Consider the following 17,203-nt stretch of genomic DNA (forward strand, 5'->3'; position numbering starts at 1 on the left):
CTCTCCCGGGCAAATCAACATCTCCATAGGCGCAACGTCGCACCTCAAGAGCTAACATGGCAACGCCGGATCAGTCACTCGGGCTGATCCGGCGCAGGCCGTTCACGAAACGCTTGTCAGAAAGCGTAGTTGGCGGACAGGTAAGTCTGGGCGCTGCTGGTCAGGTCCAGCGAACCCTGCTTGCTGCCGCCGCGCTCACTCATCTCGGTGCTGGCGTTGCTGCGCAGGTAACGGTAACCCAGTTCAACCGAGGTGTTTTGCGAAACCTGTTGCAGCACACCCACCTGGCCACCGATGGCGTAGCCGATATCACTGTCGCGGCTGAAGCCTGGCGACTCCTGAGTCATTTTGGTCAGGCCGGCCGTGGCGCCACCGAACAGCCTGGTGCTAGCGCCCACCGGGTAGAACAGATCGTAGCTACCCAGGAGATTTTCCTGACGCAGTTTAATGCCGTTGTGCGAGCCCGACACATTGTCGTAAGTGGCGTAGTAGCGGCCCTTGGTGTTTTGCTGGCCCAGACGAACACCCCAGGTGGTGTCCTTGCCGATTACGCCATCGGCGTTCGGGTGATTGAGGTTGTCGTTCAGGGCGTGGGATTTTTTAACCTTGTCGCTGGTCTGTCCAAGAGTAAGGCTGGCGAAGTTGTCGTCGGACGCGAAAGCTGCGGTGCTTGCGCTCAGAACCGTGAATGCCAGAAGCAGTTTTTTGAATCCAGTCATTGGGGAGTTTCCTCATGTGCCGATTGTTTTTTGGGTACGAGGCAAGGTTACGCACCGCGCCCTGAACTCCCCCTGAACGCACCCTGAACCTGGGCTGAACCGACCCGCCCCGAATATTTCGACACGTTTCAGCAGCAGATCCGACCATGCAATGGAAAAGGCGGGCACCGACTACCAACTCGTCAGAAGCTTTGCACTACCCAGCCTCAGGCCAACCCGGCAAAATGCCAGATATGAACTCAACCCCCGCCCTGCCCGTCTGCTGCACGCCCCTCAATGACCATTGGCCGCTGCCGTTTGCGCTGCCCGATACGGTCCTGCTGAGTACTCATTTCGATAGCGCCCGACTGGACAGCGATGACTTCCAGCGCAGCGCTGTCGAAGCGCCGGCGAGCATCCAGCGCTCGGTGGCCAAACGGCAGGCGGAATTTCTCGCCGGGCGAGTGTGTGCCCGGGCCGCGTTACAGCGACTGGAAGGCTTGAGTTTCATTCCGGCCATCGGTGAAGACCGGGCACCGGTCTGGCCTGCTCATATCACTGGTTCGATCACCCACAGCACTGGCCGGGCCGCAGCGATCGTGGCGAACAAAAGCCATTGGCGCGGCCTGGGCATGGACCTGGAAAACCTGCTCAATGCCGAACGGGCCGAACGCCTGGCCGGGGAAATCCTCAATCCGCCGGAGCTACAGCGCATGGCGGCCGGTGATCACGATCAACGGGCGTTGCTGGTCACCCTGACGTTCTCGGTCAAGGAAAGCCTGTTCAAGGCGCTCTATCCGATCGTTCAGCAACGCTTTTATTTCGAACACGCCGAAGTGCTGGAGTGGCGTGAGTCGGGTGAGGTGCGGTTGCGATTGCTCACTGATCTGTCCAGCGAATGGCGCAATGGCACCGAGCTGGATGCGCAGTTCGGGGTCAAGGACGGGCAGTTGCTGAGTCTGGTCAGCATCAAGGCCTGAAGTCTTTGGTGCCTGTCAGGCCGCCATCGCGAGCAAGCTCGCTCCCATAGGGGATCCAGTGTGGGAGCGAGCTTGTTCGCGATGGGGCCGCAACAGACAACACAAGGCTCAACGCTTCTCCTGATTGCGCGGCCAGCTCAGACTGAAGCACGCCCCGCCCAGGCTCTTGCTCTTGCCGATCAACGCGCGCCCGCCATGCCAATGGATGATGCGCCGCACAATGGACAGGCCTAACCCATGGCCTCCAGACGCGCGGGTACGGCTGTCGTCGAGACGCAGGAACGGCGTAAAGATCTTCTCCCACGCCGACTCCGGCACACCCGGCCCGTCATCCTCGATATCCACTCGGCATCGCTGCTGCCCCACTTGATAGCTGATGGTTACCCGTGATTGCGCGTGGCGCATGGCATTCGTCACCAGATTCTGGATCGCCCGATGCAGATAGCGCGGTTCAGCCTCGACCCAGGCGTCGTCGTTATCGGCAGCCGATAGACACAAGCCCCGTTGCACCGTGACGTCGGCGCGCAACGGCGCCAGTTCTTCGATCACCTGATCGACCAAGGCATCCAGATCGATCCGCTGAAAGTTCAGTGCCGGCGAGCCCTGCTCCAACCGCGCGTAAGTCAGCATCTCGTCCACCAGCCGGTCGAGGTCCTCGATGTCGTGGTCCATGCCCTGGCAGTATTTTTCCAGGGCTTGCGGTGTGGTGGCCGAGCCGATCATCTCCAGGCCAAAGCGCAGGCGTGCCACCGGCGTGCGCAATTCGTGGGACACCGCACGCACCAGTTCGCGCTGGATCGCCAGCAACTGCTGCAAGTGTTCGGCCATGCCGTTGAACGCCGAGGCCAGCCGTCCCACCGAGTCCGCGCCGCGCGCCGGCACACGGGTTTCCAAGCTGCCTTTGGCAATGCGCGTGGCGGCGGCTTCCAGTCCACGCAAGCGTCGCTCCAGCTGACGCACCAACAGATAGACGATCAAACCGATCAGCGTCAGGCCCAGCGCGGCGATCAACACCAACCACTCCGGCGGATAAGGATTCATCTGATACAAAGGGCCGATTTCCAGGACCCACGGCGTGCCCACCATGCCGGCAAATACCCGGATCGAATCCCCCCCCTTGCCCAGCGCCATCACCGTGTCGCCCTCGGATACCCGACGGCTCTGGTCTTCGTCCATGTCCGCCTCGTCAACCGTGACCAGGCGCAGATCGAAGCCGAAGCCCTTGCTTTCCTTCAATTGCGCCAGGCGCAAGGGCTGGTCGGCGACCGGAGTGCGCACCAGTTCATCGGTCAACAGGTAGATGGTCGCCCGAGCCAATTGCTCGCTGATCTGCTGCACTTCCCCGGTGAGCATCAACTGTTCCTTGTCGCTGACCAGCTTGTAGACCTTCGCTGCGTGCGGCCCGGTCTGTTCCACCAGTGCCTGACCGCGCAACACACGGGTGCGCTGGGTCAGGTCGAGGTCGGTCTCGGCAAAGGTTTTCAGCGCCAGCGGAATCCCCAGCAGCCGCTCCCACACCAGCAAGGCCCGATGTCGTTCGGTCTGGTTCATCGGTTGCAGGTTGTCGGCCATCAGCGAGAACGTGCCGTGGGCCAGGCGCTCGCGGTATTGCTCGCTGCGCACCTCATTCAGCAGGTGCAACGCCAGCACACCGAGTACCGCCACCAGAATCAGCGCGGCGCACATGCCGCCATAGATACGCAGGAAGATCGAGTTCACAGGGACGGATCTACGCAAGCCTCGGGAACGAACAGATAGCCTTTGCTGCGCACGGTCTTGATCAGCCGTGGATGCTCCGGGTCATCGCCGATCTTCGGGCGGATGCGCGAGATGCGCACATCGATGGAGCGGTCCTGACCGTCATAGCCAATGCCCCGCAGCGCGGTGAAGATCTCTTCCCGGGAGAGGATACGCCCGGCATTGGCCACCAGTAGCCAGAGCAGGTCGAATTCGGCGCTGGTCAGCTCGATGCCGTTGCCCTGCAGCCAGGCTTCGCGCAAGGCGTTATCGACGATCAGCGGGCCGAACTGTAGACGCCGCTGTTTTTCCGGGGCGACTTCGGGCGTTTCGCTACGGCGCAGCAGTGCCTGGATGCGCGCCAGCAGCAGGCGCGGGCGTACCGGTTTGCAGACGTAGTCGTCAGCCCCCAGGTCCAGGCCGAGAATCTGGTCGGTGTCATCGGTGCGGGCAGTGAGCATCAGGATCGGGCCGTCATATCGGGCGCGGACCTTGCGGCAAATGCTCAGGCCATCTTCACCGGGGAGCATCAGGTCGAGGATCACCAGGTCCGGTTGTTCCTTGATGATGCGATTCGCAGCGAGCGCACCATTGCCTTCGATCGATACACGCAGGCCATTGGCTTCCAGGTAATCGCGGGTCAGTTCGGCCAGTCGCTGGTCGTCCTCCACAATCAATACCTGCCAGGCTTCTTGCTCCACGGGTGACCTCTGCTTGCCAAAAACACTAATAAGGAAGGATCCGCCCCTCTTTTTGTAATGATTCGGGGGGATAAATATGTATACACACTGGGCCGATTGTATAAACGCCGCCCGTCGAGAACACAAGCGGGTAAATGCGTTCGGACAACAGGGTTTTTTGTGATAGGGTTCGCGCCCTTAAAAATCCGCCCGAGCGTTTTCGATGGTTGAAAATCGCTGAAAAAAGGTCCGGTCCAGCAGCGTCGCGGCCTACACGCCGGTTACCTCTTTCACACACAATTTACGCACAGGTTTATCCACAGGCAGTACGTTGCAATCGCCCCCCAAAACGCATTATCTTGTACCCCGGCGCTAAAAAACCCCTAGATGTAGGGTTTTGCGCGAAAAACCAAACACAAACCAGACACCAATTTCAAGCGCTTTTATTGCCTCTGTCCGGTTGAACCATACGTATTTTTGAAAGACCAAACCGCGCGTGCGGATGGCTACTGTATTTCGGCCCCGAGTGGTCAAAACGGTACGGGTGTTGCAGTCCCAACTGTCACCCTCAAAGGACTCCGGTCTCAGGCCCAAGGCGTGAGACCAAAGACTTCGGCATGGAAGCGGCGCCCTATAGCCCCCTTCCTACTGTCCCGAAGTTGTTATGCCCGGCGCTCGCCGGTTGTAGTGCTTCAGGACGGAACGGTGGGCACCGTGATGGTGCCCAAACAAACATAGAGAATGTGGAGACACCCCCCCATGCAAACCGACACAACTCGCGAGAACCCGCAGGGCACCTTGCCGCAGGCCGCTGATTCGAATTCGGATCTGTCCGCCACCGCGCCAGGCCAACTGCGTGTGATCAAGCGTAACGGCACTGTCGTTCCCTACACCGATGACAAAATCACCGTCGCCATCACCAAAGCGTTTCTCGCAGTTGAAGGCGGCACCGCCGCTGCCTCGTCGCGAATCCACGACACCGTTGCCCGCCTGACCGAACAGGTCACCGCGACCTTCAAGCGTCGCATGCCATCGGGCGGCACCATCCACATCGAAGAAATCCAGGACCAGGTCGAACTGGCCCTGATGCGTGCCGGCGAGCAGAAAGTCGCCCGCGACTACGTAATCTACCGTGACGGTCGTTCGAAAGAACGCGCTGCCCACGCCCCGGCCGAGGAAGCGGTCAACGCTCACCCGTCGATCCGCATCACCCGCGCCGACGGCAGCCTGGCGCCACTGGACATGGGTCGCCTGAACACCATCGTCACCGAAGCGTGCGAAGGCCTGGAAGAAGTCGACGGCGACCTGATCCAGCGCGAAACCCTGAAGAACCTGTACGACGGCGTGGCCCTGACCGACGTCAACACCGCCCTGGTAATGACTGCCCGCACCCTGGTTGAACGCGAGCCGAACTACTCGTTCGTGACCGCGCGCCTGCTGATGGACACCCTGCGTGCCGAAGGCCTGGGCTTCCTCGGTGTAGCCGAGAGCGCCACTCACCACGAGATGGTCGACCTGTACGCCAAGGCGCTGCCGGCCTACATCGCCAAAGGTATCGAATACGAGCTGCTGAACCCTGAGCTGGCCAATTTCGACCTGGAAAAACTCGGCAAGGCGATCAACCACGAGCGCGACCAGCAGTTCACCTACCTGGGCCTGCAAACCCTGTACGACCGTTACTTCATCCACAAGGACGGTATCCGTTTCGAACTGCCGCAGGTGTTCTTCATGCGCGTGGCCATGGGCCTGGCGATCGAAGAGAAAGACCGCGAAGCCCGTGCCATCGAGTTCTACAACCTGTTGTCGTCCTTCGACTACATGTCGTCGACCCCGACCCTGTTCAACGCCGGCACCCTGCGTCCACAGCTGTCGAGCTGCTACCTGACCACCGTGCCGGATGACCTGTCGGGCATCTACCACGCGATCCACGACAACGCCATGCTGTCCAAGTTCGCCGGCGGCCTGGGCAACGACTGGACGCCAGTCCGTGCACTGGGTTCGTACATCAAGGGCACCAACGGCAAGTCCCAGGGCGTTGTACCGTTCCTCAAAGTAGTGAACGACACCGCCGTCGCCGTTAACCAGGGTGGCAAGCGCAAAGGCGCTGTCTGTGCCTACCTGGAAACCTGGCACATGGACATCGAAGAGTTCATCGAACTGCGCAAGAACACCGGTGATGATCGTCGTCGTACCCACGACATGAACACCGCCAACTGGATCCCTGACCTGTTCATGAAGCGTGTCTTCGATGACGGCAAGTGGACCCTGTTCTCGCCATCCGAAGTGCCGGATCTGCACGACCTGACCGGCAAGGCCTTCGAAGAGCGTTACGAGTACTACGAAGCCCTGACCGAGTACCCGGGCAAGGTCAAGCTGTTCAAGACCATCCAGGCCAAAGACCTGTGGCGCAAGATGCTGTCCATGCTGTTCGAAACCGGCCACCCATGGCTGACCTTCAAAGACCCGTGCAACCTGCGCAGCCCGCAGCAGCACGTGGGCGTGGTCCACAGCTCGAACCTGTGCACCGAGATCACCTTGAACACCAACAAGGACGAGATCGCCGTTTGCAACCTGGGCTCGATCAACCTGCCGAACCACATCGTCGACGGCAAGCTGGACACCGCCAAGCTGGAACGCACCGTGAACACTGCCGTGCGCATGCTAGATAACGTTATCGACATCAACTACTACTCGGTGCCGCAAGCGAAGAACTCCAACTTCAAGCACCGTCCGGTCGGCCTGGGCATCATGGGCTTCCAGGATGCGCTGTACCTGCAGCACATTCCTTACGGTTCCGACGCTGCCGTCGAGTTCGCCGACAAGTCGATGGAAGCGGTCAGCTACTACGCGATCCAGGCTTCCTGCGACCTGGCTGATGAGCGTGGCGCCTACGAGACCTTCCAGGGGTCGCTGTGGTCCAAAGGCATCCTGCCGCTGGATTCGCAACAAATCCTGATCGAAGCCCGTGGCCAGAAGTACATCGATGTCGACCTGAAGGAATCCCTGGACTGGGCACCGGTTCGCGCCCGTGTGCAGAAAGGTATCCGTAACTCCAACATCATGGCCATCGCACCGACCGCAACCATCGCCAACATTACTGGCGTATCGCAGTCGATCGAGCCGACCTACCAGAACCTGTATGTGAAATCGAACCTGTCGGGCGAATTCACCGTGATCAACCCGTACCTGGTTCGCGACCTGAAGGCTCGCGGTCTGTGGGACTCGGTCATGATCAACGACCTGAAGTACTACGACGGTTCGGTGCAGCAGATCGAGCGCATCCCGCAAGAACTCAAAGAGCTCTACGCGACTGCCTTCGAAGTGGACACCAAGTGGATCGTTGACGCCGCCAGCCGTCGTCAGAAGTGGATCGACCAGGCTCAGTCGCTGAACCTGTACATCGCTGGCGCTTCGGGCAAGAAACTGGACGTGACCTACCGCATGGCCTGGTACCGTGGCCTGAAAACCACTTACTACCTCCGTGCCCTGGCTGCGACCAGCACCGAGAAGTCGACCATCAACACCGGCAAGCTGAACGCGGTTTCCAGCGGCGGCAACCACGGTGACGACTCGGTCCTGGCGGCGCCTGCAGGTCCCGCTCCAGTGCCAAAGGCTTGCGCCATCGACGAGCCGGATTGCGAAGCTTGCCAATAAGCTGAGCCAGCAAGCACCCAAAGGTGCTTGCTCGAAACCCCCGATCAGCCTCTGGCGGGTCGGGGGTTTTCTTTTGCCTGTTCCTACAGGCTTTCGGCGAGCACAAAAAAGCCCTTCTTGCGAAGGGCTCCTTGTGCAGCATGTTCAGCCAACCGGCATCAAGTCATCTGAATGATGGTCTGCATGATGGTGCTCTGGGTGGAAATGGTCTTGGCGTTCGCCTGGTAGTTGCTCTGCGCCTTGATCAGGTCGACCAGTTCGTTGGTCAGATTGACGTTGGACTCTTCCAGGGAGTTGGAAACGATCGAACCCAGGGTGCCGGTCTCCGGCGCATCGTAGCCCGGGATACCCGACGCGTAGGTTTCTTTCCAGCTGGTGCCGCCTACCGGCTGCAGGCCTTGCTCGTTGGTGAAGCTGGCCAGGGAAATCTGACCGATCGGCTTGGTCTGGTTGTTGCTGAAGTTGGCCAGCAGCACACCGCTGCCATCGATGGTCAGGTTGGTGATCTGGCCGGTGGCGTAACCGTTCTGCGCCGGAATCGAACGCGCGGTGTCGGCATTGAACTGGGTAGTGTTGGCCATGGCGATGGTCAACCCTGCTGGATCGGCTGCGGCACCGTTGGCTGTCCAGACGCCATTGGTGACACTGCCCGGGGTCCAGTTGGTGATTTTCAGGTCACTGCTGATCACCGAAGTCGGTGGCGTGGTTGGTGGCGTCACTGGCGTGCTGACCGAAGTCAGTTTGCCGGTGGAATCGAACGACATGGTCGAAGCAACCGGCGCGGTAACAGTAGGATCACTGCCATCCGGATTGCGGCCATCGATCAGTGTGTAGGTGTCCCACGTGTTCGCTCCAGTCTTGACCATGTATTGATCCATGGTGTGCTGGTTACCCTGTGTATCGTAGATCGGGGTACTGAACGACTTGGTAAAGGTCTCGGTCTTGGACGGGTTGAACTTGTTCGCCGCAACCGTCTGGTCGATCACTGCCGACGTCGAGTTCAGGTTGATCGTCGACGACACGGTGCTGGTGGACTTCGGTGCCAGGTTGGACGTGTCGATCCGCAGGTCCGTCAGCACGCCATTGACGATCTTGCCGTTGGAGTCCACACCGTAACCTTGCAGGCGGGCAGTACCGTCGCTGTTGGTGACGTAGCCTTCCTTGTCGGTCTTGAACGTACCGGCACGGGTATAGGTCAGCGAGCCGTTGTTGCTCAGGACAAAGAAGCCGTTGCCCTGGATACCCATATCGAGCACGTTGCCGGTGTTGCTCACGTCACCCTGACCGAACTGCTGGGAAACGTTGGCCAGGCGCACGCCGTTGCCGACGGTCTTGCTGCCGGTGCCCAGGCGGGTCGCCGAGTACACGTCTTCGAATTCTGCACGGGACGATTTGAAACCGGTGGTCGCGACGTTGGCGATGTTGTTGCCGGTCACGTCCAGTTGTTTGTTGGCTGCATAGAGACCGCTAAGGCCGATATTAAAAGACATCATCCACTCCTTTATGCCGTGTTAGTCGGCTCTACATACCAATGGTTTGTACTTTGGACAGAGCAACGCTGCCCAGCCCGGCCAGATTGAGCATCAACTCACCGCCGGTCTGGCTGATGGTCACGCTGTTGACGGTCGCGGGCAGGTTGGTGATCAACGCAACGGACTGACCATCGATCGTGGTCGTGGCGCCGAAGGTATAGGTGCCTGCAGGTACGGTCTCACCCGCATCGTTCTTGCCGTCCCAGATGAAGCTGGCGTTGCCGGCCTTCTGTGAACCGAGGTCGATGGTGCGCACTGTCTTGCCGGCTGCGTCGGTGATCTTCAGGGTGGCAGACGCCACCGAAGACGGAACGACCACCGTGCCGCTGAGGCTCTTGGTGGTATCGACCACGGCCTTGTCGCCTGGAGCGATGACCGAACGCCCCACCAGCGACGACGCTTGCAAGGCCTGGGACGAGTTGTAGTTGCTGGCCAGGCCGGTCACCGTATCGTTGAGCGTGGTGATGCCTTCCAGGCTACTGAATTGCGCCAGCTGGGCCACGAATTCGCCGTTGTCCTGGGGTTCCAGCGGGTTCTGGTTTTTCAACTGAGTAACCAGCAATTTCAGGAATGCATCCTTGCCCAGGGCCTTGTTGCCCGTGGCGCTGCCGGTTGCCGATGCGAGGCCGTCAGTCGTGGTGCTGGTCTTGATCGAGGAGTTGGCCAGGATATCGTTGAGGCTCAAACCACTGGTGGAATCGGTAACACTCATCTGAGTCGCCCCTTATCACTGACCGAGGGTCAGGACCTTCTGCATCATGGTTTTGGCGGTGTTCATCATTTCGGCGTTGGTCTGGAACGAACGACTCGCGGAAATCATGTCGGCCATTTCCTCCACCACGTTGACGTTCGGGTAGTAGACGTAACCCTTGGCATCGGCCGCCGGATGGTTCGGCTCGTAGCGCGCGTCAAGATTGCTCTGGTCTTCGACCACACCCAGCACCTGAACACCCTGACCGGCGGCGTCCTGGCTCTGGAACAGCGAATCGCTGCCGCCGCTCTGCCCGCCCTGGAACATGGTGGCGAATACCGGGTGACGCGCACGGTAGGTCTGGTCGATGCTCGACGAGACCGTTTCGGCGTTGGCGATGTTCGAAGCGACGGTGTTCAAACGCGTGGTCTGCGCACTCATGCCGCTACCGGCAATGTTGAAAACACTGGATAGAGACATGGCTTACTCTCCGCGCAGGGCTGACACCAGCCCTTTGAATTTGCTGTTGAGCAGGGTGAAGCTGGCCTGGAAGCCGATCGCGTTTTCCGCGTAGTTCGACTGCTCCAACTGGGCGTCCACGGTGTTCTGGTCAATCGACGGTTGCATCGGCGTGCGATACAGCAACGACTCGTCGCCATTGCCCAGGCCTTCAGCCTCGATATGACGGCTGTTGGTCATGTTCAAGGCGAAAGTGCCGCTTTTGGTTTTCTCGTTCTGCTCGGCGAGCACTTTCGAGAAGTCCAGGTCCCGAGCCTTGTAGTTCGGGGTATCGGCGTTGGCGATGTTGTTGGCCAGGACTTCGGCACGCTGGGCTCGGAAGCCCAGGGCTTGTTCGTGGATACCGAGCGCTTTATCGAAGCTGATGCTCATGTCGGGAAACCTTCGGGTGACCTGATTTTTCGTAGAATCAACTTAGCAAGCCCCATGCCAATTCAAAAACCCCCGGAAACCGGGGCCTTGCAGGCCATGGCAACATGGCAATGCCAGAAAAGCGGCAACGGTTTTCCGCCGGATGCCGCTTTTCTGCCGCCTCCTCACCCTTTTCAGAACACCGCCGCCCCTGTGGGAGCGAGCTTGCTCGCGATTGCGGTGTGTCAGGGAAAGTTGAACTCGACTGTCAGGACGCTATCGCGAGCAAGCTCGCTCCCACAGGGGCCAGCAGCGTTTGCAAGAAATCAGCACACAAAAAACGGGAGCCTATAAGGACTCCCGTTTTCGATGACGCCGGCAAATTCACTTCGCCTGGTAAATGATCCCCGGGCTGCACTGGACCATCTGGTAATGATCCGGCAAACCGTTCAACGCTTCGGAAGCACCGAGAAACAGGTAACCGCCTGGCTTCAATGTGCTGTGAATGCGCAGCAGGATGTCCTTCTTCACCTCGGCGGAGAAGTAGATCAACACATTGCGGCAAAACACGATGTCGAACTTGCCGAGGCTCGCGTAGCTGTCCAGCAGGTTGAAGGAACGGAATTCCACCCGGCTCTTGATCGGCGCCTTGATCGCCCAGCGCCCCGGCCCTTTCGGGTCGAAATAACGCTGCAGGCGCTCAGGCGACAGGCCGCGGCCGATGGCCAGGCTGTCGTACTCGCCGGTCTTGCAGTTGTTCAGCATGGTACCGGACAGGTCGGTGGCAACAATCTGTACGCCCATCCTCAACTGGCCCATGTTGACCCGCTCGAACTCGTCGATGGACATCGACAGCGAATACGGTTCCTGGCCCGACGAGCATGCTGCCGACCAGATGCGCAGGCGCTGACCGGGACTGGCCTTGATCGCTTCGGGCAGTACCTTGTTCTTCAAGACTTCAAACGGGTAGGTGTCACGAAACCACAGGGTTTCGTTAGTGGTCATGGCATCCACCACCTGCTCGCGCAAACCGCTGCGCGGCTGGGTCTGCATGCGCTGAACCAGTTCCCCCAAAGACTTGATGCCTTGCTGTTCCATCAGTTTGTTGAGACGGCTGGAGACCAGGTACTGCTTGTTTTCACCGAGCAAAATGCCACAGGCTTTTTCCAGAAATACCCGGAACTGTTCGAAATCCAAATTACCCGTAGACAATGATGCCGCCTCTTAAATCGTGTTGACTGCCAGGGGTGCGAACCCCTAGCTGATATCTGCTGCTTTGATCCGGTCGACTACCCGGGATGCCAGGTCATCAGGACGGAACTTGGCCAGGAAGTCATCGGCACCGACCTTCTTGACCATCGCCTGATTGAAAACCCCCGACAACGAAGTATGCAGGATGATATGAAGCTTTTGCATGCGCGGGTCGTTGCGGATCTCCGCCGTCAGTGTGTACCCGTCCATCTCCGGCATCTCGATGTCGGAGATCATCATCAGGAACTCTTCTTCCGGCTTCTTGCCCTCGTCCACCAGTTTGCGCAGGTAGTCCAGCGCTTGCCGACCGTCGTTCAACGCCACCACTTCCACGCCGACCGTTTGCAGGCAGCGCGTGACCTGCTTGCGCGCCACCGACGAGTCGTCGACCGTCAGCACGCGCAACGAAAGCGCCTTGTGCTGGGTTTCGACATCCACCACACCCACGGAAATCGCTTCCGGCGTCGGCGCCACTTCCGCCAGCACCTTCTCGACGTCGATGATTTCGACCAACTGATTGTCGACCCGCGTCACCGCCGTCAGGTAGTGATCGCGCCCGGTGCCCTTGGGCGGCGGATGGATCTCCTCCCAGTTCATGTTGACGATGCGTTCCACCGAGCGGACCAGGAAACCCTGGGTCTTGGTGTTGTACTCCGTGATGATCACGAAGGGGCTGTTCTTGTCTTTCAACGCGCCGGAACCAGTCGCCATCGCCAGATCAAGGATCGGAATGGTCGCCCCCCGGATGTTCGCCACGCCGCACACGACAGGACTGGATTTGGGCATCAGCGTCAGTTTGGGGCATTGCAGCACCTCCCGAACCTTGAACACGTTGATCCCGTACAGTTGCTGGCCGTCGAGACGGAACAACAACAACTCAAGGCGATTCTGCCCCACCAGTTGCGTGCGCTGGTTTACCGAATCCATTACACCAGCCATGCCAGACTCCTACGCCAACGCCAAGTGTTGTTGCGACGCGCCTTCATCACTAAACGGCACGGCGCTTGCTTTTTTAATCGTTATGAACACAAAACCGACATTTTTTCGACGCCTGACCACACCGTACCGCAAATTGCTCGGCGTGCTGGCGGCTGTTTGCCTGTTCAACGCTGGCAGCCCTGCCCTTGCTGACGCGGTTACCTTGCCTGACATGCTTATCGGCGTCACTCAGGGCTTTCTTGAATTCACCGTAGAAGACTATCTGGCGACCAGTCAAACGGAGGGTCGCTACGAGATCCAGGTCAACCAGCTCGATCCGCGCATGCACATGCCCATGTGCGACAGGGAATTGACAGCAACACTCGAGAGTCCCAAGCCGCTGGGACGGGTTACGGTCAAGGTTCGCTGCGAGGGCGCTTCCCCCTGGACGGTGTTCATACCCGCTCAAGTCCGCCTGTTTCGCGATGTCGTGACCAGCGCCCGGCCACTGCGCCGTGCCGCCATTGTCGAGCCTGGGGATGTGGTCCTGCGCGAGCGCGATATCAGCCTCATCGGCCAGGGCTACCTGACCGCCCTCGATCAGGCGATCGGGCAGCGACTGACCCGACCAATGGTCGCCGACCAGGTGATCACCCTGGTGCATATCGAACAGGCCGAAGTCATCCGCAAGGGTGATCAGGTGGTGATAACCGCCCGCAGCGGTACCCTCAGCGTGCGCATGCCGGGCGAAGCCCTGTCAAACGGCAGCCTGAGCGAGCAGATCCGGGTGAAAAACCTCAACTCCCAACGAGTCATCAAGGCGCAGGTCATGGCGCCGGGGCAGGTGGAAGTGTCCATGTAATTCGCTCTGTTCATCAGAATGTGGCGCTTGCCGCGGCTGTTCCCTAGACTGTGCTCCATGCAGGGCATGCGCTGACGCGCGCAAGGTTCATTGATAAATGAGCCTAAAGTTTTCCAGGGAATGGCCGAAACCATGGCAAGCGTCCAAATTCCCAGAGGTTTTTTATCATGGTCATCGATTTCAGCCGTTTGAACAGCTCCTCGTCCCTGACGGGCAGTACACGTACCAGCGCCAGCAAGGAAAGTGCCGAGGCCGGCAAATCCGCGCCGCTGGAGTCCGCGGCCGAACAGGCCGGTACCGTCAAAAGCGGGGAATCGGTACATCTCAGCGATGAGGCTCAACAGTTGCAGAAGGTCACTGAACAGCTGCGCGATCAGCCTGCCGTCGACAAAGCCCGCGTGGCCGAATTGAAAGCAGCGATTGCCGATGGCAGCTATAAAGTCGACAGCAACCGTGTAGCCAGCAAACTGCTCAACTTCGAAGCCCAGCGCTAGGCCACCGCCGGCGCCAGGCTTTTGGACGCTTAAAACCCAAGGCCAGCCATGCACGACACTCATTTACTGCAACTGATCACCGACGACTTTGCCCCAGCGCAACACCTGCTGGAGTTACTGCAGACCGAATCCCTCGCATTGCATGGCCGCGACATGCCATTGCTCGAGAACATCCTGGCGCAGAAACAGGCATTGGTCGTTTTGCTCGAACAGCATGGCCGCAAGCGCAGTGAAATCCTTGCCAATCTCAACCTGCCGACCAACCGTGGCGGTCTGGAGCAATTGGCCAGCCAGTCGAGCATTGGCGAGCAGTTGCTGGCGCAAAGTGACGTGCTGACCGATCTCCTGGCCCAGTGCCAGGCCATCAACGCCAACAACGGCCAGTCGATCCTCACTCAACAGGCCGCTACAGCCACCCAGCTGAAAATCCTCAACGGCGGTGAAACCCCGGCGCTTTACGATGCCAGCGGAACATTCTCCAAGCTTGCCAAGCCGCGTCCGCTCAGTCAGGCATGAGCCGGTCAATGCCCCCGCTCTATCAAGACGCGCAACATACTGGCAAACTGATAGCCAGTCGTAGTCAAATTTTGTCTGGAGATTGATTAAACGTGTCCAATGCCTTATCCGTGGATGATGCTCCGCAGCCACCCAAGGTGCTCTCCACGCCCTTGGAAATCTCCAGCAACCTGCGCCAGTTGCTCGAAAGCCATGACCCGCTGATCATCACGTTCCACGAGCGCAGCCAGCGCTTCCAGAGCTACCTGGTGGATCTGGACCGTGACAGCAACATGATTGCCCTGGACGAAATGATTCCCCGTGACGGCGAGCGTTACCTGCTGGCGGGCGAGTCGTTCAGGGTCGAAGGCTTCCACGAAGGCGTACGCATTGCCTGGGAAAGCAACGGCCAGTTGAACATCGACGAATCCGGTGGCAGCCGCTGCTATCGCGGCCCCCTGCCTGATGAAGTGGTGTACCACCAGCGCCGCAATGCCTTCCGCGCCGCGCTGAAGCTGGCACAATTGGTCAACGTCAACCTCGACGGCGAAAAACTCAAGGCGCCCATCAGCGGCAAGCTGCTGGATATTTCCGCCACCGGGTGCAAACTGCGCTTCGACGGCGACATCACCGGCAGCCTGCAACTGGGTCAGGTTTACGACCGTTTCAACGCCGACCTGCCCTTCGGCAAGATGACCGCGCCGGTCGAGTTGCGTTATCTGCACTTCGAAGAAAGGATTTCCACCACCTTCGCCGGCGTTCGCTTCCACAACATGAGCGGGCTGGTGCAACGTCAGGTCGAACGCTTCGTCTACCAGTTGCAACGCGAAGCGCGTCGCTTCGACAAAGACGACATCTGATAGCGCATCAACAAAAAACGGGCACTCCCTTGCGGTGACTGCCCGTTTTTTTGTGCCCCGGTTTTAAGGCCTGGCCTCGCTGAAGTTAGGATCCCGCCCTGTATCAGGGTCTTGCGGCGGCTGATCGGTTTCAGTTTCGGTGACAGCTTCAGGTTCTGATTCAGGCTCTGGCGCTGTACTCACCGGACTGTGCATCTGGTCCTGCACCACCTGCTCGTCAACACGCGGGTCGAGGCAGGCCACCAGTGGCGAACTCGTCATATTGTCCGGCATGGCCACGTGATGCAGCGGTGCGTCGTCGACCTGATGCAGGTTGGTCACTGCTTTCGGGCGAATCCGCCATACCAGCACCAACGCAAAGAAACTGAAGAACGCATAGAGCATCTGGCTGCCGAACAGTTTCATCAGCACACCTGCCACCAGCGGCCCGATACTCGCACCCACGCCATAGGTAACCAGCAACATCGCCGTCAGGGACACCCGGCGATCACCTTCGACGTGGTCATTGGAGAACGCCACCGCCAACGGATACAGGCAGAACTGCACCAGCGAACAGAGGAACCCGGCGATGAACAATACCTCCAGCGGCACCTGCGGCATGATCGCCAGCGGCAGTGCAGCCAGTGCCAGGCTGAACGCGAAACTGCGGATCAGCACGGCGCGATCGTAGCGGTCGGACAACCAGCCCAACGGCCACTGCACCAGCAGCCCGGCAAAAATGCAGCTACCCATGAACAGACCGACCTGCTCGGTGGACAACCCTTGCTGCGAGGCATACAGCGGCGCCAGACCGTAGAACGAACCGACGATCAGGCCCGCTCCGAGCACCGTGCTCAGTGACTGCGGCACGCGCTTGATAAAGAACCGTGGCTCCATCGGTGCCGGGTGCAAGGGTGCCGGGTGAATGCGCCGGGTCAGGGCCACGGGTACCAGGCACAGCGCGAAGCACAGGGCGACCAACATCAGCAATTCAAGCCCCAGCCCTGGGTGCATGACCAGAATTAACTGCCCCAGCACCAATCCCAGGTACGAAGCGATCATGTAGCCGCTGAAGACCATACCGCGCTGATTGGCATCGGCCTGTTCATTGAGCCAGCTCTCGATCACCATGTACTGGCACATCATGCCGAGGCCGACGATCACCCGCAAAAACAGCCAGGCCGGCAACCAGTCCACCAGGCCATGGCCGAGCACCGCCGCGCCAACGATCCCGGCACACGCCGAATAGGCCCGGATATGCCCGACCCGGGCAATCAACCGGTGGCCGATCTTGCCCCCCAGCACCAGGCCGAAATAGTTGGCAGCCATCAGCGCACCGACCCACAGACTGTCGACATGGTCGGCAGCCAGGCGCAACGCCAGGTAAGTACTCAACAGGCCCGAGCCGATCAACATCATCAGCGAGGCGAAATACAATGCTCGAAAGGATTTCCAGATTTGGCGCATCGGCGTTCCGAGCGGCTCCTTGCAGTGAGAATCGG

Annotated in this window: 16 protein-coding genes; 6 read left to right on the forward strand and 10 right to left on the reverse strand. The window is 59.6% G+C overall.

Annotated features, from left to right (window positions below):
* Positions 1-116: 116 nt before the first annotated feature.
* Positions 117-719 (reverse strand): hypothetical protein, encoded by a 603-nt coding sequence (locus PSJE_RS10735; protein ID WP_057713637.1) that lies wholly within the window; start codon positions 717-719, stop codon positions 117-119.
* Between the two features lie 233 nt (positions 720-952).
* Here PSJE_RS10735 and PSJE_RS10740 point away from each other — a divergent pair, with 233 nt between their 5' ends.
* Entirely contained in the window at positions 953-1,678 is a 726-nt protein-coding gene (locus tag PSJE_RS10740) for a 4'-phosphopantetheinyl transferase family protein (RefSeq protein WP_208601467.1), read from the forward strand.
* A gap of 108 nt (positions 1,679-1,786) precedes the next feature.
* On the opposite strand, the gene PSJE_RS10745 is transcribed toward PSJE_RS10740, so the two are convergent.
* Complete coding sequence (locus PSJE_RS10745) at positions 1,787-3,397, reverse strand: ATP-binding protein (RefSeq protein ID WP_057713636.1); 1,611 nt, start codon at positions 3,395-3,397, stop codon at positions 1,787-1,789.
* A complete protein-coding gene (locus tag PSJE_RS10750) occupies positions 3,394-4,116 on the reverse strand; it encodes a response regulator (RefSeq protein WP_008051517.1) in 723 nt (240 codons plus the stop codon). Before PSJE_RS10750 ends, PSJE_RS10745 begins: the two co-directional genes overlap by 4 nt.
* A 738-nt stretch (positions 4,117-4,854) precedes the next feature.
* Between PSJE_RS10750 and PSJE_RS10755 the strand changes: the two genes are divergently transcribed.
* The gene (locus tag PSJE_RS10755; protein ID WP_057713635.1) at positions 4,855-7,749 is read left to right on the forward strand and encodes a ribonucleoside-diphosphate reductase subunit alpha; all 2,895 of its coding nucleotides are present in this window, start codon (positions 4,855-4,857) and stop codon (positions 7,747-7,749) included.
* Between the two features lie 158 nt (positions 7,750-7,907).
* Here PSJE_RS10755 and flgE read toward each other — a convergent pair whose 3' ends face one another.
* The 6 genes from flgE to PSJE_RS10785 all read right to left on the reverse strand — a co-directional run bounded on the left by flgE (position 7,908) and on the right by PSJE_RS10785 (position 13,032).
* Positions 7,908-9,239 carry a flagellar hook protein FlgE gene (gene flgE, locus PSJE_RS10760; RefSeq protein ID WP_057713634.1) on the reverse strand — a complete coding sequence of 444 codons (1,332 nt, stop codon included), beginning with the start codon at positions 9,237-9,239 and terminating at the stop codon, positions 7,908-7,910.
* 31 nt (positions 9,240-9,270) lie between these two features.
* Positions 9,271-9,993: a flagellar hook assembly protein FlgD gene (flgD, locus tag PSJE_RS10765; RefSeq protein ID WP_057713633.1), complete on the reverse strand. Its 723-nt coding sequence runs from the start codon at positions 9,991-9,993 to the stop codon at positions 9,271-9,273.
* Between the two features lie 15 nt (positions 9,994-10,008).
* Positions 10,009-10,452, reverse strand: coding sequence for a flagellar basal body rod protein FlgC (gene flgC / locus PSJE_RS10770; RefSeq protein ID WP_057713632.1), 444 nt, complete (start codon positions 10,450-10,452; stop codon positions 10,009-10,011).
* Between the two features lie 3 nt (positions 10,453-10,455).
* Positions 10,456-10,863, reverse strand: coding sequence for a flagellar basal body rod protein FlgB (flgB, locus tag PSJE_RS10775; protein WP_008051530.1), 408 nt, complete (start codon positions 10,861-10,863; stop codon positions 10,456-10,458).
* Positions 10,864-11,226: 363 nt separating this feature from the next.
* Entirely contained in the window at positions 11,227-12,054 is an 828-nt protein-coding gene (cheR, locus tag PSJE_RS10780; RefSeq protein WP_007980127.1) for a protein-glutamate O-methyltransferase CheR, read from the reverse strand.
* Between the two features lie 45 nt (positions 12,055-12,099).
* Positions 12,100-13,032 (reverse strand): chemotaxis protein CheV, encoded by a 933-nt coding sequence (locus PSJE_RS10785; protein ID WP_090457304.1) that lies wholly within the window; start codon positions 13,030-13,032, stop codon positions 12,100-12,102.
* 82 nt (positions 13,033-13,114) lie between these two features.
* Between PSJE_RS10785 and flgA the strand changes: the two genes are divergently transcribed.
* The 4 genes from flgA (at position 13,115) to PSJE_RS10805 (ending at position 15,722) form a co-directional block, all read left to right on the forward strand.
* On the forward strand, positions 13,115-13,873 hold the full coding sequence (flgA, locus tag PSJE_RS10790) for a flagellar basal body P-ring formation chaperone FlgA (protein ID WP_090457306.1): 759 nt from the start codon (positions 13,115-13,117) through the stop codon (positions 13,871-13,873).
* Between the two features lie 167 nt (positions 13,874-14,040).
* On the forward strand, positions 14,041-14,367 hold the full coding sequence (flgM, locus tag PSJE_RS10795) for a flagellar biosynthesis anti-sigma factor FlgM (RefSeq protein WP_057713629.1): 327 nt from the start codon (positions 14,041-14,043) through the stop codon (positions 14,365-14,367).
* Positions 14,368-14,415: 48 nt separating this feature from the next.
* Positions 14,416-14,883, forward strand: a complete 468-nt coding sequence (locus PSJE_RS10800) for a flagella synthesis protein FlgN (RefSeq protein ID WP_057713628.1) — start codon at positions 14,416-14,418, stop codon at positions 14,881-14,883.
* Positions 14,884-14,975: 92 nt separating this feature from the next.
* On the forward strand, positions 14,976-15,722 hold the full coding sequence (locus PSJE_RS10805; protein WP_057713627.1) for a flagellar brake protein: 747 nt from the start codon (positions 14,976-14,978) through the stop codon (positions 15,720-15,722).
* A 63-nt stretch (positions 15,723-15,785) separates the two neighbouring features.
* Here the strand turns inward: PSJE_RS10805 and PSJE_RS10810 are convergent, their stop codons facing one another.
* Positions 15,786-17,168 carry an MFS transporter gene (locus PSJE_RS10810; RefSeq protein WP_057713626.1) on the reverse strand — a complete coding sequence of 461 codons (1,383 nt, stop codon included), beginning with the start codon at positions 17,166-17,168 and terminating at the stop codon, positions 15,786-15,788.
* Positions 17,169-17,203 lie beyond the last annotated feature (35 nt).

Origin of the sequence: Pseudomonas jessenii (genome assembly GCF_002236115.1) — a bacterium.
Taxonomy (GTDB): domain Bacteria; phylum Pseudomonadota; class Gammaproteobacteria; order Pseudomonadales; family Pseudomonadaceae; genus Aquipseudomonas; species Aquipseudomonas jessenii.